Genomic DNA, 20,924 nt, shown 5'->3' with positions numbered 1-20,924 from the left:
GAATGAAATGGAGGGCATAGAATGGATAAACAGCCGGATATGGAATGGTTTGATTATGTAATCAGCAAACTCGAAGACGTCGATGATGTACTGCTGATGGAAGGTCACCAGAAATCACATAAGAAAGTCAGTGATGCCATCGACCTTCTGACCTGGTCGGAGGAAAACCTCATGAAGGGGGCTCTGCCATGTATCGCATCCCGTCATAGCACGCGGAAGTTCAAACCGGAGCCGATTGAAGAAGAAAAGCTGCGGCAGGTAATCGAAGCCGGACGACAGGCACCAAGTGGTAAGAACAAACAGCAGAATCATTTCCTGGTAGTTCGTGACAAAGCGGTGCTCGACACCCTGGTGCGACTGGTGCAGGAAGAATTTGCCAAGATGGAGATTACCGATGAAAACAGCGAAGATATAGGTGGCGCAATTCGCCTCTCCAAGAAGGGGAATTATGTGTTCAAATACAATGCACCCTGCTTGATTATCGTTGCGAATAAGCGCAACTATGGCAACCGTTATGCGGATACGGCTTGTGCAATCGAGAATATGATGCTGGCGGCCAATGCCCTTGATCTTGGTTCCTGCTGGATTAACCAGCTGCGCTGGCTCAAGGATAATCCGGTCATCATGGAATATCTCTATGAACTCGGGCTTCATGAAGACGAAGCGGTATTTGGTTCTCTTTCCATCGGGTATGCAGACAGCGAAGACGGTCTGCCAAATCGCCGGGAGATTCCCATTAAGGGCAACGAAGTTACCTATATCGGATAAAACGATAAACCAACGAATGCGTATCCAGGCGTTCGTTGGTTTTTTGTGCTTGTTGGTTGCGGGTAGCAGGAATTTTTCTATTTATGTATAATATATATACTTAGGACATTTTACAAACAAGGGGATTTATACTATGCAGAAGATAAAGAAGGCTGTTATTCCGGCGGCAGGTTATGGTACGCGTTTTTTGCCGGCTACTAAGGCGACGCCGAAGGAAATGCTGCCAATTGTAGATAAGCCGACGATTCAGTATATTGTAGAAGAAGCGATGGCCAGTGGCATTGAAGATATTTTGATTATCAGCGGTCATGGCAAGCGTGCAATAGAAGACCATTTCGATGGTGCACCGGCATTGGAGGCAGAGCTGCTGAAAAAAGGAAAACTGGATCTTCTGGAAAAAGTTCAGGAAACTGCCGATATCAATATTCACTATATCCGTCAGCGTTATATGCGCGGGTTGGGGGATGCGATTCTCTGCGCGAAATCGTTTATGGGTGATGAGCCTTTTGCCGTATTGCTGGGGGATGATGTGGTTTATAACCCGGAAAAGCCGGCACTGCGGCAGCTTATGGATATCTATGAGTCTACAGGCGGGTCTGTGCTTGGCTGCCAAAATGTACCAGAGGAAAAGGTTTCTGCCTACGGTATCGTTGCTGGTACAAAGACGGACAATGAGCGACTGATGAAGGTAACGGACATGGTGGAAAAACCTGCGCGGGAAGAGGCACCCAGCCGCATGGCTGTGTTGGGCCGCTATATCATCAAGCCACAGATTTTCGACATCCTTGAAAAGACCGAGCCGGGTAAAGGCGGCGAAGTTCAGTTGACGGATGCGCTCAAAGTTTTGGCCCGTGAGGATGCCGTCTATGCCTATGACTTTGAAGGCAAGCGCTACGATGTGGGTGATAAGCTTGGGTTCCTCAAAGCAACGGTGGAATTTGCGCTGCGCCGCGAGGATTTAGGGGCACCGTTTAAGGCCTATTTGCAGGAACTTACGGAAAGAATCTGAGGTGTGACCTTTGCAGACAAAAAATAAAGCCAATCTGGCTTTAGGCATTAGTGCCGCCGGTTTCATCGGAACGATGGCAGCCGGCGGCACTGGCTTTTTGCCAGGTCTTTTGCATCACGGATTCCTGGCCGCGACGATTGGCGGTTTGGCCGACTGGTTTGCCGTGACGGCAATTTTTCATAAACCATTGGGCATATCGTATCGTACGGATATCCTGCGCCGCAACCGATCGCGCATTATGGAAGCTATCGTGACGTTTGCCAGCGAGGATCTCTTGAGTACCCAGAATATCATGTGCGTCATTGAGGAGCAGGATACCGCGCGTTTGCTCGTCGAGTATCTCGAGCATCGCGGTGGGCGTGAGCGTGTACATGAAGTGGTCGAGACCGTATTGCTTCGGGCAGTGGATGATTTGGATACCACTGCTGTGGCGGCAGAACTATCGCCGGCAATTCGCGAGGGGCTCCAGACGTTTGCGCTAGAGGATATCGTGTCGGATATCCTTGGTACGCTGGCGGAAGAGGAGCATTCGGAGCGGATACTGGCAAGCTTACTGGCCATCAGCCAGCGGCTGCTATCTTCGGAACCGTTGCAGCAGGTATTGCTGGCGCGCATCACGAGTCTGCGTCAGCAGTATGAAAAGGATTCGGCGGGCAGGGCCTTTGTGCTTGCCTCGCTGGGGATTAACGATGAGCGGATTCTTGAGCTGCTGCTGGCGCGTATGCAGCAGCAGTTGAAGGCGATGCTGGCTGAACCAACGGAAAGTTATGCCAGCGTGAAAGCTGGACTGGAAACCATGCTGCGGGCATTGAGTCAGGATGTGCGGCTGCGTGCCATCCTGCAGGATCGCAAGGAGCAGTTGCTCGAGCGCCTCGATATCGAAGGGGGGCTGGCGCGTTGGCTGGAGGCAAATCTCAAGGGCGATGCGCCGTTTTGGCTGCCACAAGTACATGCTTTTCTCGATGCCCGTATGGATGACTTTTCCCGTTCGGAACCGTGGCAGCGCCGCTTTGATCGCTTGGTCAAGCAGTTTGTCGAAGACGAGCTGACGAAACATCATGATTTGATTCCGGGGATTATCCGCGAGCGGCTCGAGGAATTCTCGGATGACGAACTCGTGGCCTTCGTCGAGGCAAAAGTACAAGATGACTTGCAGATGATTCGCATTAATGGTTCCTTGGTCGGTTCTTTGGTTGGCATGGGGCTTTATCTTGTCGTCACGTTGTGGGAAAGGATGTGGGGGCTATGAGATGGGCCGATTGGAATAAAGCCGACAAGACACTGTTTTTCGCCTTGCTGGTATTCTTTTTCGCATTAGCCTTGCATTTGAATTATCCGGACAAAATGCTGGCCGATGGGTTCCTATTCTGTGCGGAAGCAGCCCTGGTGGGCGGCATTGCCGATTGGTTTGCCGTGACAGCCATTTTCCGCAAGCCGCTGGGTTTTCCTTATCATACCGCTATTTTGCCGCGCCGCCGGCAGTCGTTTATTGAGGCGTCGGTGACGATGGTGCAGAAGGAGTTCTTTTCCAAGCGCAAGGTATTCCGCCATTTGGAGCGGCTTCATCTTTTGCCGATGCTGCTCGGATGGCTGGCGGAACCGGAAACCGAGAATCGTCTCGTCCTGCAGCTGGTCCACTATGCCCGGGATTTTCTGTTGCAGCAGGATGCACGGGTGCAGGCGAAGGTGATCGCCAATAGATTTCGTGGCACGCTGGAGTCGCTGGAGCCAGAGCCGTTCTTTTCGCTTTGGGGCGGTTGGCTGCGGCAGACCGGCAAGGATAAGGAGTTTTTGAGCCGCGTGGCGCTATACCTTCGGGCAAGGGCGGCAACAGAGGAAACTTGCCGTGCCTTGGCGGATATGTTCGAGCATTATGGTGAGGAGAAAGTGCAGGATAATTCCCTGGGAGCTTTCTTAATGGGGCTGGCTAAGGCAGTCGATTTGGTCAATTACGAAGAGGCTGCTAAGCTCGTGCAGCAACAAATCTTGGTGATGCTCGATGATCTAGCCACGAAGGATTCGGAATTGCAGCAGGAGATGCTGGCACTGTTTTATGCGAAGGCCGCCGAACTCAATCAGGAGCCGAGCTTTCATCAGCTGGTCCATGAACTCAAAGATCGATTGGTTAAGGACTTGCCAATCGAGGAGGCCGTTTTTCGGACGCTTGCGCATTTGCACCACCATTTTGCTGAGGATAAGGCGCGTCATGTCGATCCGCTCACGGAGCATATGCCGGCCCTTAGAACGCGGCTTGAAGAAATCCTGCGCGGCGAATACCGGCGCATGCTGCAGCTGGTAGAGTCAGATGAAGGGCTTCGCCGTTCCGTTGGTCATTTTCTCTATGACCTCATTGCGCGTACCGCACTGCATGCGCAAACGCTCGTCGGTGTTATTGTCAAACAGGTCTTGTCCCGGCTTACGGATGAGCAACTGAATCATTTGGTCTATGACAAAGTGGAGCCAGATCTTTTATGGATTCGCATGAACGGCTCGATTGTCGGTGCGGGAATTGGCTTGGTGTTGTTTCTTATTATCGGCTGCATAAAATAGACAATTGTCAATAATAAAGGTAAATATATTGACAATTTTATAATTATATACCTATAATAAAACTTAAAGGGTATCGGCGTTGACAAAGAAACGTTGTTTTGCTACTATAGAGGATGAAATTGATAATTCTTCTAGATTATTAATTTCATTCTCCAACGGCAGAATGGAGAACAGGATGCCCGTATACACGAAAATAAGCAGGTAATGCCTGTTTATGATTGTTGATTTTGAGGAGGATGGATTTTTATGTTCCAGAAAACTGATTTTTGGCTTGGTTTGGCTGTAGGTGCTGTTGCAGGTATCTTCGGTTATCGTTTTATGCAGGAGCGCGAGGCGCAGATGGCTGCTATGCAGCAGGCTGCACCGGCTGCAGAACTTCCGGTCGCTGAACTTCAGCGTCAGAAGGAAGAGCTCGAGGATCTGATCGCAGCTCAGGAAGCAAAAAAAGCTAGCAAATAATAATTCGTTTTAGGACGAGAAAGGAGACTGCCGCTCTGTTTTTTGCGGCAGTCTTTTTGCATGATTAGGGAGGAAATTGTTTTGAGTTTGCTGGGAAAAATGCAAATCCCAACGAATAAACTGGATTTATTTATTCGTTCCGTGGAAATCGCATCGTATTTGCCGGGACGGGTACGGTTATATTCAAACAATATGATTGGCGATGAAGCTTTAGCGCAACAGGTAAAGAGCCAGCTGACGGCCTTTGCCGAGATAGATGCGGTAACGACGAATACGGTATCGGGTTCGATTCTCATTGTTTATACGCCAGACAAGCTCCGCTGCAACGCTGAATTGCGCAAAGTGGAGGAATACATCATGACGCACGCGAGGAGGAAATAACGAATGTCATACGTATCAGGATTTATGATGGGGGCGGCCATTGGCAAAAGTATCCGCCAAATGGTGGCCGGTGGTGGTCCGAAAATGCATCGGAAAGGACCGGCTAGGGTGAGTCTTAAAGCTCATAAAACAGTAAAATGTGCCCCCATTGATGGGTTGCAGCTGATTTCGTCCTTGCCGGGACGTCGTCGTTATCGGGCTGCTTTTTCGGCAGAACTGGGCAAATTGCTGGAAGAGAAGCTGGCAAAACTCAGCTATGTAAAATCCGTGCAGGTAAATGCCGTTAGCGGCAGCATTCTGCTGACTTTTGCTCCGCAGGATGAGGTCTATATGGATAAATTGGCCAAATGGCTGGAGCAGCATCTTTTTCCGAAATGTTGCCAGCAGGAGAGCGATAGCTCAGAAATGACCCGCGAAGCGTATGCAGGAAGCATTACGCGCAGCATTCGCAACACGGCGCGCGCATTCAGTCAGTGGATTAAGGATCACACCTGTGGCTGGTTTGATATGAGTTCGCTGGCGTCGATGCTGTTCTTATTGCGGGGCTTGCGCAAGATGCTGTTGACAGGTCAGTACCCGTCTGGTTCCCAGATGCTCTGGTGGGCGGTTACTTTGATGAGAGGATGGCGGACCGTATGATATACGGAAATTGTTATTTTTGTTTGCAGGCAGCGTTAAATCGCGAAGAGCGGGCAAAACTAGCGGCTTTGATACGTTGCAACCGCTATGTAGTGGCGGTGTCGGTGACGGAGCGCAGAGTGCAGATCTGGTACAAGCGGCAGATGCCGCCTTATCAGCTGCACGATCTTCAGCAATTGATGATTGCCACGGTAAAACGATTGCAGGAAGCGGCTATTACGCCGGCGCAGCGGCTGGAGGAATATCGCCGGGATGCATTGATTTCCCTGGCTGGTTTTGCTGGAATGGAAATTTTGAAGCGCACATCGCCGGGACTGTTTGCTGGTGCTAAAGTATTGCGCAGCCTGCTCGTGCTCGGGATTGCCCGTAAGTTTATCCAGAATGGCGTGCAGGGCGTCGTAAAAGATCGTCAGCCCAATGCGGATACGCTGACGGCTACGGCCGTTATCGCCTCAGTGCTGGCCGGTAAGCCGGAATCGAGTCTGACGCTGTTGGCGCTTTCCAATGGTGCGGAAATGCTTACCAGCTATGCCGCCGAAAAGGCGCGTACCCATATTTCCGGATTGCTGTCCCTGGACCAGCGCTATGTATGGCTGGTGGAGGGCGATGCCGAGAAAAAAGTTCCCGTGGAACAGGTCAAGGTCGGTGATACGATTGCGGCGCATACGGGAGAGAAAATCGTGGTGGATGGCCGGGTGATTTCTGGTGATGCTGCTGTCAATCAGGCATCCATCACCGGTGAGTCAAATCCTGCCATGAAACATGCCGAGTCGCCGGTTTATGCCGGCAGCGTGGTGGAAGCTGGTGAGCTTGTCATCAAGGTCGAAAAGGTGGGCGAGGATACGTCGCTCGCACATATCGTTCATCTGGTGGAAGAGGCGCAGAACCGCAAGGCACCGGTGCAGAACTTTGCCGATAAGATGGCCAACTTCCTGGTGCCGATTTCCTTCATTGGGGCAGGTATCGTCTATGGTGCCACCCGTGATTGGCAACGAGTGTTGAACCTCTTGTTTATCGACTTCTCCTGTGGCTTGAAACTTTCGACGGCTACGGCTATGTCGGCAGCTATCGGCGCTGCGGCGAAGCGTGGTATCCTCGTTAAGGGGGGCAACTATATCGAGGCACTGGCCGAGACGGATACGGTGGTGCTTGATAAGACCGGTACGCTTACTGTCGGCATTCCGCAGATTGCCTTTACGAAAACTGCCAAGGGCGTAGAAGAGAAGGAAATGATCCTCTTGGCTTCGTCTGCCGAACAGCATTCGGTGCATCCTTTGGCGGTAGCCATTCAGAAATATGTGCAGGAACAGGAATGGACCTCGCCGCAGCATAAGTCCTCAAAGACCATTGTGGCGCGGGGCATGCTGGCAGAAGTACCAGACTTTGAAGGGTATAAGGGCGGTACGATTCGAGTGGGCAGTCGGAAATTCCTGCAGGAAAATGGCATTGCCATTGAGGAATCCCTGTTGGATGGCATCGAGTGCAAGAATCTCTTGTATGTGGCGCGAGATACTGCGCTTTTGGGTGTCATCGGCATCGAGGACCCAGTCCGGGCGAAGATGAAGAAGACCCTCAATCAGATGCGTCGCCATGGTGTGGATGAAATCGTCATGCTGACAGGTGACAGCAAGGCGGTAGCGGCTGAAGTTGCCCACAATATGGATATTGACTCCTACCATGCGGAAATTCTGCCAGAGGATAAGAGCCATTACGTGAACAAGCTCAAACAGCGTGGTACGGTAATGATGGTAGGCGATGGCATCAACGATGCCCCCGCGTTGGCTTTTGCTGATGTGGGCGTCTCGCTGGGCGGCCGCCAAACGGATATTGCGGCAGAGTCGTCGGCTGTGACAATCCATTCGGAAGATCCGGAGCGCTTGATTGAGACGCTGCAGCTGGGCCGTCGTACGATGGATTTGGTTCATCAAAACTTTATGGCGACTATTTTGGTCAATTCGTCGGCGATGTTATTGGGAGCTTTAGGGAAAATTAGTCCGCTTTGGGCGGCTGTGATTCATAATACGGCGACGTTGGCCGTAGTGCTCAACAGCTGCCGGATACTCAATCAGAACAAGACGGGCTTTTTTGCCCGGAATCGCCGAGCTGCTTGATGGATAGGGGGATGGTTATGCCGTATGGAGTTAAGAATTTGCCGCTGGGAATTCCAATGACTGTAGCTTCCGTAGGAACCTTGGCTACGCTTTTGGTTGGTAAGCGGTTACATGTCGGCTTTGGCATTGCCTGGGCAGTTTTGTCGTTTTGGCATGGTTGGCAGCATCATAAAAAGATGCAGGCTGATGCCTGCCGCTTGGCTGGCTGCAATAAAGCAGGGGCGAAGGAAGCGGACCCGCTGCTGCGCATAGCGGCCAGCTTCCAAGTGCCGTTTTATGTCCCTGGACGGATTCGTCTGCGCAGCGGTATGTTAGCCGCCAATCCCCAGTGGCAAAAGCCCTTGGAGGATTATCTACAATCCTTTACCGGTGTCAAAACGGCGGAGATAACGCCACTAACAGGATCGCTGCTCATTACCTATGATCCCGAACAGCTTCGTCAGAAGCCGAAACTAGCTCGTTTGGAGCAGCAACTGGCTGAATTGGCTGTGGAACGCATTTAATCGAAAAGATAAGAAGGCCCGATGGCGCATTAGCACCATCGGGCCTTCTTTATGCTATAAGGGGGTTAGATTCCCATTTCGATGTTGTGGATAATCGTCGTGAGTTTTTCCATTTCTGCCGCTGTACGTTCGTTGATGGCCTCGAGGGCTTGAATCGACTGCGTGGATTTTTGGATATGAGCGACGCCTTCGTTGAGGCTCTTGTGGAGATTTTTCATTTCCGCTGCGAAGTGTTTGTCAAATTCATTGATCTTATCTTCGAAGTCTTTGTTGGCGGAAAGGATGTTGTCAATTTCAGCGACATCGTGCAACAGGACTTTGATGGCCTCATCAGAGGTGTGCAGGCTCGTCTGGGTGTTTTCGGAGAGCTTGCGAACCTCTTGGGCGACGACGGAGAATCCGCGGCCGGCTTCGCCAGCGCGTGCAGCCTCGATGGCGGCGTTGAGGGCGAGCAGGTTTGTTTGGGCGGCAATCTCGTTGATCATCTTCATGACATCGTCGATTTTCTGCGTGCTCTGGGAGAGCATGTCGAGTTTTGGTGTAATTTCGCGGTTGCGGTCGGTAAGCTGATTGAAGAGGCCATTCTGCTCGTCAATGCCTTTGGAAAGCTGTTGGATGGCTTCTTGAATGAGGTCAACATCCCCCGACATGCGCATGATAGTTTGAACGATGCCCGGCATCTTTGACTGGTAATCCTTGAACATATTGATGAGGTTGTCTTTGAGTACCTCGGTATGTTTCTGTCGGTCGATGACGCGTTTAAAGAAGAAGGAATTGCAGTTGGCATAGCTGCGGGCAAAATTGTCGACGTAGCTATCGGAGAAAGGCTGTCCTTCGGGGACGTGATAGAAGCAGATGGCTGTCAGGGTTTCGTTGACATGAAGTCCCATGATTTCACCAAAGCTTGAGAAACCAGCGACAGGTACGTCGCTAAAGAAATCCATATGCTTGACTTCTTCTGGATAGCCGAGACGACGCAGGATACAGTCGTTGAGGATTGCGCCGAGTGCTTTCGGCTTGCCATTGGTGTAACTGCGAATATCGCGGCTAAGTGTTGTTTCGAGGGACTGACGTTTGAGCAGGTAAAGTTTCTCGCCGGTAACTACGTCACAGAAGAAACTGATACGATCGTTGACATCATCGATACCGGAAATCGTACGGACAAAATCATCGCCATTAATATCGGTGGCGAAGGTATATCCCTGCAGTTTTGTCTGGAGGTCAGCGGTGCTGCTGACCTTAAAGTGGTCTTTGAGTGCCTCGATAAAGGAAATCGGTTCGCCGGTTGGTCCTTCGATGGTTTCCACGTAGCGAAGGGCGGTATTGGCACTGCCAACGGTGAATACATCGCCAGTGCGCTCGACCGCCTGGGATTTGAAGATACCGTAACGGTAAGGCTTCTTGAGGCGGATGAGCGTGATGACGGCATGATTTTCCAGACATTGTTTGTTATCGTAGATGTAAGTATGAGTAAAGGTCATATCACCGGCTGAACTGCCGCCAATGAACGGAATCGGATATTTGCCCGACTCGAACAGCGCTTGCAGGACGAAAGTTTCACAGGCTGAAGCGCCATCGATATAAATCATGGCAAAGGTATGTGCCACACTTAGGCGGAAAGGAACTGGCAATTTGTCGATTTCGCGTCGGATGGCAGCAACGCGCTCGTTGACAGTCAGCTTGACTTCACCGCCGCGAAGATCCTCGCTGGGAAGTGGGATGCTCATGATATGAGCATCTTCAATCATTCGGTTCGAGAAAGACTGTAATAGGACTTTTGCGCGGCCGTCAGGAGCTGTGCAGTACAGGGAGGAGCTGCCCTGGGGGCGGCAAAGTTCGCCGGACGTTGTCATCAAGATGACCTTGGTCGTGGTGGGAACTTCGCGTTTGATCGCCTGAGCCACATCGGAAAGATTGAGGTCAGGGGAAACAAATCCCATGATAAGGGCACAGCCTTCGGCAACATCGGCTAGATCCTTGAGACGGACCGCAGTGAGTTCACTCTTGCCCAAATAGGCAACTTTGATGTCCTGTTGTGTGGAGACAACAGGTGCTGTGGGAGTTACACGGGAAGCTGCCGGGCTGGCAGCCTCGGCCTTTTTCATACCCGAAGAAAAAATTTTCATCATTTCTAAACACCTCTCTGTACTTGTTCGTAAAATGCATCGTTTACACCTACGTTGAAATATCCTTAGAGTAATTCTTTTAACGTTTATCTTTCGCCACGTAAAAGGATTCTCCTGCAAAATTCGTTATTTTATATAGGAAATGTAGTGGGCAAAGGCTGTGGGGATACTGAATTGGCTGGCAATTTCTTCTGGTGTTGCCCAGGTAAAGGCGTCCGTTGTTTCCGTTACAAGAAGTGCGGAAGCGGCCAGTTGGATTTTCCAGCCGGTAAGCTGCCAGGTGACATGAGAAAAGACATGCTTAGCGGGAGGAAGTTCTTCCATTCGCGTTGCGGTCAGATGATGTTGTTTTAGATATTCGTTGACTTTTGACTGGTCAACTTGACCCGTCAAATTCGGAAATTCCCATAGTCCTGCGAGGAGTCCTTGGTTAGGACGCTTGTGCAGGGCGATGCGGTTGCCCAGTTTTAGCAGTAATATGGTATGAGCTTCGCGTTTTTTGGCCTTAGTTGCAGCTTTTTGCGGGAAATCCTGCTGCGTGCCGGTTTCCTTTGCCAGGCAGAGCTGGGCTAGGGGACAGTGGGCACAATGCGGTGTTCCATGGGGGAGGCAGATGGTAGCGCCGAGGTCCATGAAGGCCTGATTGAGTGCCCCCGCATCGTCACCGGTTGGATAATGGGGAGCCAGCAGTTGTTCGAAGGCTGTTCGTGTACGGGCGGACATGATGTCCTCGCGACAAGTGATGACACGCGCGATGACGCGGAGTACGTTGCCGTCAATGGCAGGAAGTGGCATCCCAAAGGCGATGGAGGCAATGGCATTGGCGGTGTAGCGTCCAATGCCTGGGAGGGCTAGCAGTTGTTTTTTGTCTTGGGGAAGCTGTCCCTGGTGTTCCTGCACGATGACTTGGGCAGCTTTTTTTAGATTTCGTGCTCGCGAATAGTAACCGAGTCCCTGCCAGAGTTTCATCAGGACTTCATCATCCGCATTGGCTAATGCGGTAATTGTCGGAAATTCCTCCAGAAAACGGTGGTAATAGGGAATGACCGCGATAGCTCGGGTTTGCTGCAGCATGATTTCGGAAATCCAGGTGTGGTAAGGTGTGGGCTCTTCCCGCCAGGGGAGCTGGCGTGTTTTTTCTTGGCCTTTATACCAGCTGAGCAATGGTGAGAGGATTTCGCGGATGATATCGGTATGGTCAAGGATTAGTGCTGGTTTCACGACAGATATTTCCTTTCTTAGTAGTGAAATTATACGTTCGACCTATCGTATCACAAACGAATCGGAAAAACTAGCAGGAAGAAAAACATAAAAAGATAGCAAACCATTTGAGGATTCAGAAAAAAGCAAGGAATATAACCTGGCTTCCTTTTTAGGTGGACAGATATGCTGATTTTTAAATGGATATCCTAAGGTTTGTGCTTGCATAGAGGAATATAATATTAAAAAACATCGACAAAATACAAAAATGTTACAAAATTCTATTGACAAAACCGTCTATCGGCGTAATAATGTATACATGCTTTACAACATTACATTTTAAAGAAGCAGCAACGACTTTGGTTTTAGGCAATATGGAGAGGAGCAATTGCTATGAAACATGTTTTGTCTGTATTTGTCGAAAATCAGACCGGTGTACTGGTTCGGGTTGTAAGTATGTTTTCCAGACGGGAATTCAACATTGACAGCTTGTCAGTGGGGGTGACCGAACGCCCGGAGTTTTCCCGCATCACGGTTGTGGTGCAGGGGGACGAAAATCTTGTGGAGCAGATGATAAAACAGCTCGAGAAGATGCCGGTCGTGCAGGCGGTTCAGCGTCTGGATGAAAAGAACGCTGTGTGCCGCGGAATGACGCTTATCAAGGTGAAAGCGGAGGATACCAACAGGCTCGATGTCTTGAAGATGGCGGAGCTCTTTCGGGCTCATGTAGTCGATGTGGATTCGTCGACGCTGGTCTTTGAGATAACGGGGAGCGATGATAAGGTTTCGGCTTTTTTGAAGCTTGTTGAGCCTTATGGCATCGCTGAGGTCATCCGTACCGGCCTTATTGCATTGGAACGCGGTGAGCATACCATTTATGAACATTGTGAGGAGAGAGAGTATTATGGCAAAAACTTATTATGATCAGGATGTCAACTGGGAAGTTCTGAACGGCAAAAAGGTTGCAGTCATTGGCTATGGCAGCCAGGGTCATGCACATGCCTTGAACCTCAAAGAGAGCGGCGTCGACGTTGTAGTCGGTCTTTATGAGGGCTCCAAGTCCAAGAAAGTTGCCGAAGAACATGGCCTGACGGTCAAAAATGTCGCGGATGCAGTCAAAGAGGCTGACATCACGATGGTCCTGATTCCGGATGAGAAACAGTCCGATGTCTATAAGAATGAAATCGCTCCGAACCTCAAAGATGGCAGTGCTCTGGCGTTTGCTCATGGTTTCAACATTCATTACCAGCAGATCGTTCCGCCGGCTAATGTCGATGTATTCATGGTCGCTCCGAAAGGTCCGGGCCATCTCGTACGCCGCACGTATACGGAAGGTTCCGGTGTTCCGGCAGTATTCGCTGTTCATCAGGATGCTTCGGGCAAGTGCTTTGATATTGCCCTGGCTTATGCCAAAGGCCTTGGTGCTACGCGCTCTGGTGTCCTGCAGACCACCTTCCGCGATGAGACGGAGGAAGATCTCTTCGGTGAGCAGGCAGTTCTTTGTGGCGGTGTTTGCCAGCTGATGCAGACGGGCTATGAAGTCCTCGTTGAGGCAGGTTATCCGCCAGAGATGGCTTACTTCGAGTGTTTCCATGAGATGAAACTCATCGTTGATCTCTGCTATGAGGGCGGTTTCACGAAAATGCGCAAATCCATCTCCGATACAGCTGAATATGGCGACTATATGGTAGGCCCGCGCATCATCACGGAAGAGACGAAGAAAGAGATGAAAAAAGTCCTCAAGGAAATCCAGGATGGTACGTTTGCCCGCAACTGGCTGCTTGAGAATCGGGCAGCAGGCCGTGCAAACTTCATGGCTCAGCGTCGTCTCCATGCAGAACATCCGATTGAAAAGGTCGGTGCTGAGCTTCGTCAGATGATGCCGTGGCTTCGCGATGGGGCAGATCTGTCGAAAGACTAATTGACGCAATCGAACAATTTACAAGCCTTCCCCCGAAGGGGAAGGCTTTCTTTAGGATATATGACTAGGAGGGCAATAACATGGGCATGAATATGAGTGAGAAAATCCTGGCCCGTCATGCAGGATTGGAGTCCGTTAAGGCCGGTCAGCTGATTACTTGTAAGCTGGATATGGTACTGGCCAATGATATAACGGCACCACCGTCTATCAAGAAATTTGAGGAAATCGGTCGCCCGGTTTTTGACAACGAGAAAATCGCACTGGTTCCGGATCATTTCCAGCCAGCGAAGGACATCAAATCGGCAGAACTGGCGAAAGCTGTCCGCGATTTTGCCCAAAAATGGAATATCGTCAATTACTTCGAGCAGGGACGCGTTGGCATCGAGCATGTTATCCTGCCGGAAAAGGGCATTGTCGGGCCGGGCATGCTGACGATCGGTGCAGATTCACATACTTGCACGTACGGCGCTGTAAATGGCTTCGCTACTGGTGTCGGCTCCACGGATTTGGGAGCAGCGATGGCAACGGGGGAGGCTTGGTTTAAAGTTCCCGAGGCAATCAAAGTCAATTTAACGGGCAAAAAACCTAAAAATATCAACGGCAAAGACGTTATCCTCACGTTAATTGGTAGGATTGGCGTAGATGGTGCCCGTTATAAATCGCTGGAATTTACTGGCCCAGGGGTGGCAGAACTCACGATGACCGATCGCCTGACAATCGCCAATATGGCGATTGAAGCCGGTGGCAAAAACGGCATATTCCCCTTTGACGAAGTTTGTAAGGAGTATGTGGAGGGGCGTGTCAAAAAGCCGTATGAGCCAGTAGAGGCTGATGCTGATGCGCAGTATTGTCAGACGGTAGAAATCAATCTTGACGAATTGAAACCAGTGGTGGCATTTCCGCATCTTCCGGGGAATACGAAACGGGTGGAGGATATCGAAGCACCAATCGCCATTGACCAGGTAATCATTGGTTCCTGCACCAATGGGCGCTTGGAGGACATGCAGATTGCGGCCGAAATCCTCAAAGGACATAAAGTGGCAGACTGGGTGCGCTGTATCATTATCCCTGGCAGTCCGGCTGTTTATAAAGAATCCATGAAGCGGGGTTATATTGACGCTTTTATTGATGCTGGTTGTTCGGTATCGACGCCGACCTGCGGTCCATGTCTCGGCGGCTATATGGGAATCATGGCGGCTGGCGAGAAATGTGTTTCGACGACGAATCGCAACTTCCGTGGCCGCATGGGACATGTCGACAGTGAAGTTTATCTGGCAGGACCGCATGTAGCAGCAGCTAGTGCCGTCTTGGGACGCATCGCAACGCCAGAGGAGGTAAAATGATATGAAATTAGAAGGTAAAGTATGGCGCTATGGCGACAATATTGATACCGATGTCATCATTCCGGCTCGTTATCTGAATTCGTTTGATCCGAAGGAGTTGGCCAGCCATTGTATGGTAGATATTGATGAAAGCTTTTCCCAGAATGTAAAAGCTGGCGACATCATGGTGGGTGGCAAGAACTTTGGCTGTGGTTCTTCTCGTGAGCATGCACCAGTAGCAATCAAAGCCTCTGGGGTGCCGGTAGTTATTGCGGCTAATTTTGCCCGCATCTTTTACCGCAACGGCATCAATATTGGGCTGCCGCTTTTGGAAATCGGTGATGATGTGGAAAAAATCAGTGCCGACGATCAACTGCGGGTGGATACCGCAACTGGTGCGATTGAAAATGTCACAACCGGTGATGTTTTCCACGCCAATCCACTGCCTGGGTTTATTCAGGACATTGCGAAAGCGGGAGGACTTATCGATTACATAAAGGAGAAGAAATAACTATGGCTTATAAGATTACGGTAATTCCAGGGGACGGCATAGGGAAAGAAATCACCGATTCGGCCGTAGAAGTTCTAAAAAAAGCGGACGAGAACTTTGGCTTGGGGCTTTCCTTTGATTATCACGATGCCGGCGGCACGGCGTATGATAAATTCGGTACGCCGCTGCCGCAGGAAACGATTGATGCCTGCAAGGCTTCGGACGCGGTCCTGTTCGGAGCTGTGGGCGGCGATAAATGGGATAATGTCGATCCCGCGCTTCGCCCGGAGAAGGCAATCCTTGGGCTGCGCAAGAATTTGGATCTCTATGCGAACCTGCGCCCCGTTAAAGTGGCCGATGCGCTGGTCGATTATTCCCCACTCAAACCGGAGCTGGTAAAGGGCGTAGATCTTGTTATTGTGCGTGAACTGGTGGGCGGTATCTATTTCGGAGAAAAATGTGAATCGGAGCAGCACGACGGTGCCGAGCGCGCCTGGGACCTTGAGAATTACTCCGTCCCAGAGGTGGAACGCATTGCCAAGCTCGCATTCGAGACCGCGAAATTGCGCCGCGGCAAAGTCACGTCAGTCGATAAGGCAAATGTGCTGGCTACGTCACGTCTCTGGCGCCGTACGGTAGCTAAGGTGGCCGAAGAGTATGGAGATGTGGAACTCAATAATCTCTATGTCGATAATTGTGCGATGCAGCTGGCTATCCGGCCAACGCAATTCGATGTAATTGTGACCGGAAATCTGTTTGGCGATATCCTTTCCGATGAAGCGGCGGTTGTCGGCGGCTCGATTGGCATGATGCCGTCGGCATCCATTGGTACCTGCACGAGCCTTTATGAGCCGATTCATGGCAGTGCTCCCGATATTGCCGGCAAGGGGATTGCCAATCCGATGGGAACGATCCTGTCGGCGGCCATGCTGCTGCGTTATTCCCTGCATGAGGAAGAGGCTGCCAGAGCTATAGAGTCGGCGGTGGACAAGGCTCTTGTCGATGGTTATCGTACGCCGGATCTCTGGAAAGAAGGATTTTCGAAGGCGAATACCGAAGAGATTACACGGGTAATCTGCGAGCGGATTTAAGTCTTCCTCACTGGGGGTAGGCTGTTAGGAGGCGATTGTTTGAAAGGTGCACAAGCAGTAGCGGCCTGCCTCAAGGAGCAGGGCGTCACCACGGTTTTCGGATACCCCGGCGGTATGATTTTGCCGCTATACGATGCGTTTTATGAGGACAAAGAGATTCATCAGGTGTTGGTAACCCATGAGCAGAATGCGGCTCATGCCGCGGATGGGTACGCAAGGGCAACAGGTAAAGTCGGTGTATGCATTGCTACGTCAGGGCCCGGTGCGACGAATCTTGTAACGGGAATCGCCACGGCCTTCATGGATTCGATTCCCTTAGTGGCGATTACTGGGCAGGTTGACACGACTTTACTCGGTAAGGATGCCTTTCAGGAAACGGATATTTTGGATGTTACCATGCCAATCACAAAGCACAATTACAAGGTAAAGGATGCCCGCCATTTGGTGCCGACCATTCGCGAAGCCTTTAAGCTGGCCCGCCAAGGGCGTCCGGGACCAGTGCTGATAGATGTTCCGCGGGATTTGTTCTTTGCCGAGGTGAGTTATGCGGAACCTGGGCCGGAGGAAAAGCGGTGCGGTAAGCCGGATGCGGATTTCCTGATTTGTGCTGCTGAGGCAGCCAGGGAAATCCTTCACGCGAAACATCCGGTGGTTATCGTGGGGGGCGGAGTCATTTCTGCGGGAGCATCGGCAGAGGTTACGGCTTTCGTGGAAAAATTCCACTTGCCCGTGGTACATACGTTGATGGGCTTGGGGGCAATTCCGAGTTCGCATCCGCAGTCTTTAGGGTTTGCGGGCATGCATGGTGAAAAAGCCGCCAATCATGCGATTGCAGCCGCTGATTTGGTCGTGGCGATCGGCAGCCGCTTTGGCGATCGTCAGACGGGAAATCTTAAAAAGTATACGCAGGATACGAAGTTCATTCACATCGATATCGATCCGGCGGAGATTGACAAGAATGTGCGCAATACTTTAGGGTTGGCTGGTGATATGAAAACGATACTGGCTTTGCTCATGCGGCATGAGCCGGGCGGAAATCTTGAAGAGTGGTGGAAGAAAATCCGCCAGTGGAAGGAATCCTACGAATACGATTATCATTTGAACCGTCTGACGGTTCCTTGGGCGATGCATCAAGTAGCGGTCAGTACGAGAGGCAAACGCTATGCCTATGCCACCGATGTCGGGCAGCATCAGATGTGGGCGGCGCTTCATCTTCGCGTTGAGGAACCGCGGACCTGGTTGACTTCTGGCGGCTTGGGAACGATGGGCTTTGGCCTGCCTGCGGCGATGGGCGCTCAGCTTGCCTATGGTGACAGCAGGCGGGTTATCCATGTAGCCGGCGATGGCGGCATCAAGATGACTGGCAATGAGTATTACACCATTGCGAGATTGCAGCTGCCGATTATTTCCCTGATCGTGAATAACACGAGCCTGGGCATGATCCGCCAGTTGCAAAAGGTCATGTACAAGGAGCGCTATATCGCCTGTGAGTTTGACTATCCGATGGATTATGCCGCTTATGCGCGAAGCTTCGGGATTGAAGCCGAAAGCGTATCTACGCAGGAGGAATTTGCGGAAGCTTTGCAGCGGGCCTTGGAGGATAAGGAACATCCAAGGGTTATTGTACTCAACGTCTGGCGGAGTTTTGTCGAGCCCATGATAAAGGGCGGCGCCCGCATCGATGAGTTTGTCGAATTTAAGTAACAACTTTATACAAAAGAAGGAAAATCACCTCGGTTTGTTGTATAATATTAAAGATGCAATGAATTTCGGAGGTGATTTTCTTTTGATAAAAAAGGGAATAATACTGGCAGGCGGTTCGGGCACCCGGCTCTATCCGCTCACGAAAGTTGTTTCCAAGCAGCTGATGCCGGTATACGATAAGCCAATGATATATTATCCGCTGAGCACTTTGATGTTGGCGGGGATTAACGACATCCTGATTATTACGACGCCGGAGGATCAGGGACTGTTTCAGCAGTTGTTAGGGGATGGCAGTCAGCTGGGAATCCAGATTTCCTATGCGGTTCAGCCAAGTCCCGATGGACTGGCGCAGGCTTTTTTGATTGGTGAGCAGTTTATAGGCGGAGAAGCGTGTGCGTTGATTCTGGGCGATAATATCTTCTACGGTTCAGATCTCGCGCAAGCTATGCAGCGGGCAGCTACCCTTGATGAGGGGGCGACGGTGTTTGCTTACTATGTATCGGACCCGGAACGCTACGGCGTAGTGGAATTTGATGCGGAAGGAAAAGCTTTGAGCCTTGAGGAAAAACCAAAAGCGCCCAAATCGAACTATGCAGTTACGGGACTGTATTTTTACGACAAGGATATTGTCGACATCGCCAAGACCATCCGGCCGTCAGCTCGTGGGGAATTGGAGATTACTGACGTCAACAAGGTCTATCTGGAACGTGGGACGCTGCAGGTGGAAAAGATGCGCCGCGGCTATGCTTGGCTTGATACCGGCACGCATGAATCGCTGCTGGATGCCGGCGCCTTCGTGCGTACGATTCAGGCGCGCCAAGGCTTGAAGATTGCCTGCCTGGAGGAAATTTCCTATCGCATGGGTTATATTGATGCGGCGCAGGTGGAAAAATTGGCACAGCCGTTGCTGAAAAATGAATACGGAAAATATTTGATTAATATGTTGAAAGAGTGAATGAATCGTGAAAGCAACCGAAACAAAATTAAAAGGCGTATTTGTGCTGGAACCGCAAGTGTTTGGGGACGAACGCGGCTGGTTTATGGAGAGCTGGTCACAGCGTAAAATGGAAGAGGCAGGCATCCAGGTGGAATTCCTGCAGGACAACCAATCCTTCTCGGCGCAGAAGGGAACGCTTCGTGGTCTTCATTACCAGCTGAATCCGAAATGCCAGGCAAAGCTCCTTCGCTGCACGCGTGGCAAAATTTTTGATGTGGCCGTTGATATCCGCAAGGGCTCGCCACAGTATGGAAAATGGGTAGGGGTGGAGCTTTCGGCTGAGAACAAGAAACAGCTCTTTATCCCGCGCGGATTTGCCCATGGGTTCATTACCTTGACCGATGACGTAGAAGTGCAGTACAAGGCTGACAATTATTATGCCCCGGAATGTGATGGCAATATTCGCTGGAACGACCCGGAGATTGGGGTCGAGTGGCCCATCGAGCCGGTCATTTTGTCGGATAAGGATCAGAAGGCACCAACGCTCAAGGAAAGAGCGGCAAATCACCTCAACTTTGTGTATGAGGGTTGATAGGAAAGAGGTAATGATATGAATATCGTGATAACTGGTGGAGCCGGTTTTATCGGTTCAAACTTTGTGTATTATATGCTCAAGAAGCATCCGGCGGATAAGATTATCTGCTTTGATAAGCTCACGTATGCCGGGAATCTGGAGACGCTGGAAAAGGCACTGACGAAGGAAAACTTCAAGTTTATTCGTGGAGACATTGCGGATCGCACGCAGGTTTACAAGATGTTTGAAACGGAAAAACCGGATATCGTCGTGAACTTTGCTGCCGAATCCCATGTTGACCGGTCAATCGAAAATCCGGAAATCTTCTTGCAGACCAACATCATCGGCACGAGTGTGTTGTTGGATGCCTGCCGCAAGTATGGGGTTGACCGCTATCATCAGGTATCGACGGATGAAGTTTATGGCGATTTGCCGCTGGATCGTCCCGATTTGTTTTTTACGGAGACGACGCCGCTTCATACGTCGAGTCCGTATTCTTCTTCGAAGGCTGGTGCTGATTTGCTGGTTCAAGCATACCATCGCACCTACAAGATTCCGGTGACAATCTCCCGTTGCTCGAATAACTATGGGCCGTTCCATTTTCCGGAGAAGCTCATTCCGCTGATGATCATCAATGCGTTGTCGGACAAGAAGCTGCCGGTTTATGGTGATGGCCTCAACGTCCGCGATTGGCTTTACGTGGAAGACCACTGTGCGGCTATCGACCTCATCCTGCAGAAGGGAAAAGTCGGTGAGGTCTACAATATCGGCGGACATAATGAGCGCTCGAATATTGATGTCGTCAAAACCATCCTGAAGGAACTGGGGAAGGGCGAAGAAAACATCGAATATGTTACGGACCGCAAGGGCCATGACCGCCGCTATGCCATCGACCCGACCAAGATTCGCGAGGAGTTAGGTTGGGAACCAACGACGAAATTCGAGGATGGAATCAAGAAAACCGTAAAATGGTATCTGGATAATCGCGACTGGTGGATGGGAATCATCAGCGGGGATTATCAGACCTATTATGAACGCATGTATGATACACGGGCCAAATTGGAGTTTGCGAAAATTTAATTGTAGGTAAATTTTAAAAATAAGGGGTTGACATCATGGTGCCAACCCCTTATAATATT

General features: G+C 50.7%; 20 protein-coding genes. 18 read left to right on the top strand and 2 right to left on the bottom strand.

The window, feature by feature from the left end:
• Nucleotides 1-21: 21 nt before the first annotated feature.
• From T504_RS0109175 to T504_RS14445, 9 genes are all read left to right on the top strand, one after another.
• A complete protein-coding gene (locus T504_RS0109175) occupies nt 22-768 on the top strand; it encodes a nitroreductase (protein ID WP_231473888.1) in 747 nt (248 codons plus the stop codon).
• Between the two features lie 133 nt (nt 769-901).
• Complete coding sequence (galU, locus tag T504_RS0109170) at nt 902-1,777, top strand: UTP--glucose-1-phosphate uridylyltransferase GalU (protein WP_033170780.1); 876 nt, start codon at nt 902-904, stop codon at nt 1,775-1,777.
• Nucleotides 1,778-1,787: 10 nt separating this feature from the next.
• Nucleotides 1,788-3,026: a DUF445 domain-containing protein gene (locus T504_RS0109165; RefSeq protein WP_033170779.1), complete on the top strand. Its 1,239-nt coding sequence runs from the start codon at nt 1,788-1,790 to the stop codon at nt 3,024-3,026.
• Nucleotides 3,023-4,327: a DUF445 domain-containing protein gene (locus T504_RS0109160; RefSeq protein ID WP_033170778.1), complete on the top strand. Its 1,305-nt coding sequence runs from the start codon at nt 3,023-3,025 to the stop codon at nt 4,325-4,327. Before T504_RS0109165 ends, T504_RS0109160 begins: the two co-directional genes overlap by 4 nt.
• Nucleotides 4,328-4,573: 246 nt before the next feature.
• Nucleotides 4,574-4,786, top strand: coding sequence for a hypothetical protein (locus T504_RS0109155; protein WP_033170777.1), 213 nt, complete (start codon nt 4,574-4,576; stop codon nt 4,784-4,786).
• Nucleotides 4,787-4,885: 99 nt separating this feature from the next.
• On the top strand, nt 4,886-5,167 hold the full coding sequence (locus tag T504_RS0109150; RefSeq protein WP_156033516.1) for an HMA2 domain-containing protein: 282 nt from the start codon (nt 4,886-4,888) through the stop codon (nt 5,165-5,167).
• Nucleotides 5,168-5,170: 3 nt separating this feature from the next.
• Nucleotides 5,171-5,806 carry an HMA2 domain-containing protein gene (locus T504_RS0109145; RefSeq protein ID WP_033170775.1) on the top strand — a complete coding sequence of 212 codons (636 nt, stop codon included), beginning with the start codon at nt 5,171-5,173 and terminating at the stop codon, nt 5,804-5,806.
• Nucleotides 5,803-7,917, top strand: a complete 2,115-nt coding sequence (locus T504_RS0109140; RefSeq protein ID WP_033170774.1) for a heavy metal translocating P-type ATPase — start codon at nt 5,803-5,805, stop codon at nt 7,915-7,917. The genes T504_RS0109145 and T504_RS0109140 overlap by 4 nt, the downstream gene beginning before the upstream one ends.
• A 17-nt stretch (nt 7,918-7,934) precedes the next feature.
• Complete coding sequence (locus T504_RS14445; protein WP_051635302.1) at nt 7,935-8,420, top strand: HMA2 domain-containing protein; 486 nt, start codon at nt 7,935-7,937, stop codon at nt 8,418-8,420.
• A 65-nt stretch (nt 8,421-8,485) separates the two neighbouring features.
• Here the strand turns inward: T504_RS14445 and T504_RS15040 are convergent, their stop codons facing one another.
• Nucleotides 8,486-10,549, bottom strand: coding sequence for a methyl-accepting chemotaxis protein (locus tag T504_RS15040; protein WP_033170773.1), 2,064 nt, complete (start codon nt 10,547-10,549; stop codon nt 8,486-8,488).
• A gap of 123 nt (nt 10,550-10,672) precedes the next feature.
• Entirely contained in the window at nt 10,673-11,767 is a 1,095-nt protein-coding gene (mutY, locus tag T504_RS0109125; protein ID WP_156033515.1) for an A/G-specific adenine glycosylase, read from the bottom strand.
• 372 nt (nt 11,768-12,139) lie between these two features.
• Between mutY and ilvN the strand changes: the two genes are divergently transcribed.
• The 9 genes from ilvN to rfbB all read left to right on the top strand — a co-directional run bounded on the left by ilvN (nt 12,140) and on the right by rfbB (nt 20,865).
• The gene (gene ilvN / locus T504_RS0109120) at nt 12,140-12,670 is read left to right on the top strand and encodes an acetolactate synthase small subunit (RefSeq protein ID WP_033170772.1); all 531 of its coding nucleotides are present in this window, start codon (nt 12,140-12,142) and stop codon (nt 12,668-12,670) included.
• A complete protein-coding gene (gene ilvC, locus T504_RS0109115; RefSeq protein ID WP_033170771.1) occupies nt 12,651-13,667 on the top strand; it encodes a ketol-acid reductoisomerase in 1,017 nt (338 codons plus the stop codon). The genes ilvN and ilvC overlap by 20 nt, the downstream gene beginning before the upstream one ends.
• An 80-nt stretch (nt 13,668-13,747) precedes the next feature.
• On the top strand, nt 13,748-15,010 hold the full coding sequence (gene leuC / locus T504_RS0109110; protein ID WP_033170770.1) for a 3-isopropylmalate dehydratase large subunit: 1,263 nt from the start codon (nt 13,748-13,750) through the stop codon (nt 15,008-15,010).
• A 1-nt stretch (nt 15,011) separates the two neighbouring features.
• The gene (locus T504_RS0109105; RefSeq protein ID WP_033170769.1) at nt 15,012-15,500 is read left to right on the top strand and encodes a 3-isopropylmalate dehydratase small subunit; all 489 of its coding nucleotides are present in this window, start codon (nt 15,012-15,014) and stop codon (nt 15,498-15,500) included.
• Between the two features lie 2 nt (nt 15,501-15,502).
• Entirely contained in the window at nt 15,503-16,570 is a 1,068-nt protein-coding gene (gene leuB, locus T504_RS0109100; RefSeq protein WP_033170768.1) for a 3-isopropylmalate dehydrogenase, read from the top strand.
• A 39-nt stretch (nt 16,571-16,609) separates the two neighbouring features.
• Nucleotides 16,610-18,274, top strand: a complete 1,665-nt coding sequence (ilvB, locus tag T504_RS0109095; protein ID WP_033170767.1) for a biosynthetic-type acetolactate synthase large subunit — start codon at nt 16,610-16,612, stop codon at nt 18,272-18,274.
• Nucleotides 18,275-18,356: 82 nt separating this feature from the next.
• Complete coding sequence (gene rfbA, locus T504_RS0109090) at nt 18,357-19,229, top strand: glucose-1-phosphate thymidylyltransferase RfbA (protein WP_033170786.1); 873 nt, start codon at nt 18,357-18,359, stop codon at nt 19,227-19,229.
• A gap of 7 nt (nt 19,230-19,236) precedes the next feature.
• The gene (gene rfbC, locus T504_RS0109085; RefSeq protein ID WP_033170766.1) at nt 19,237-19,803 is read left to right on the top strand and encodes a dTDP-4-dehydrorhamnose 3,5-epimerase; all 567 of its coding nucleotides are present in this window, start codon (nt 19,237-19,239) and stop codon (nt 19,801-19,803) included.
• Nucleotides 19,804-19,821: 18 nt separating this feature from the next.
• A complete protein-coding gene (rfbB, locus tag T504_RS0109080; RefSeq protein WP_033170765.1) occupies nt 19,822-20,865 on the top strand; it encodes a dTDP-glucose 4,6-dehydratase in 1,044 nt (347 codons plus the stop codon).
• Nucleotides 20,866-20,924: the final 59 nt, after the last annotated feature.

Source organism: Selenomonas sp. ND2010 (genome assembly GCF_000702005.1).
In the GTDB taxonomy this organism is placed as follows: domain Bacteria; phylum Bacillota; class Negativicutes; order Selenomonadales; family Selenomonadaceae; genus Selenomonas_A.
This window is presented reverse-complemented; position numbering and strand designations above follow the sequence as displayed.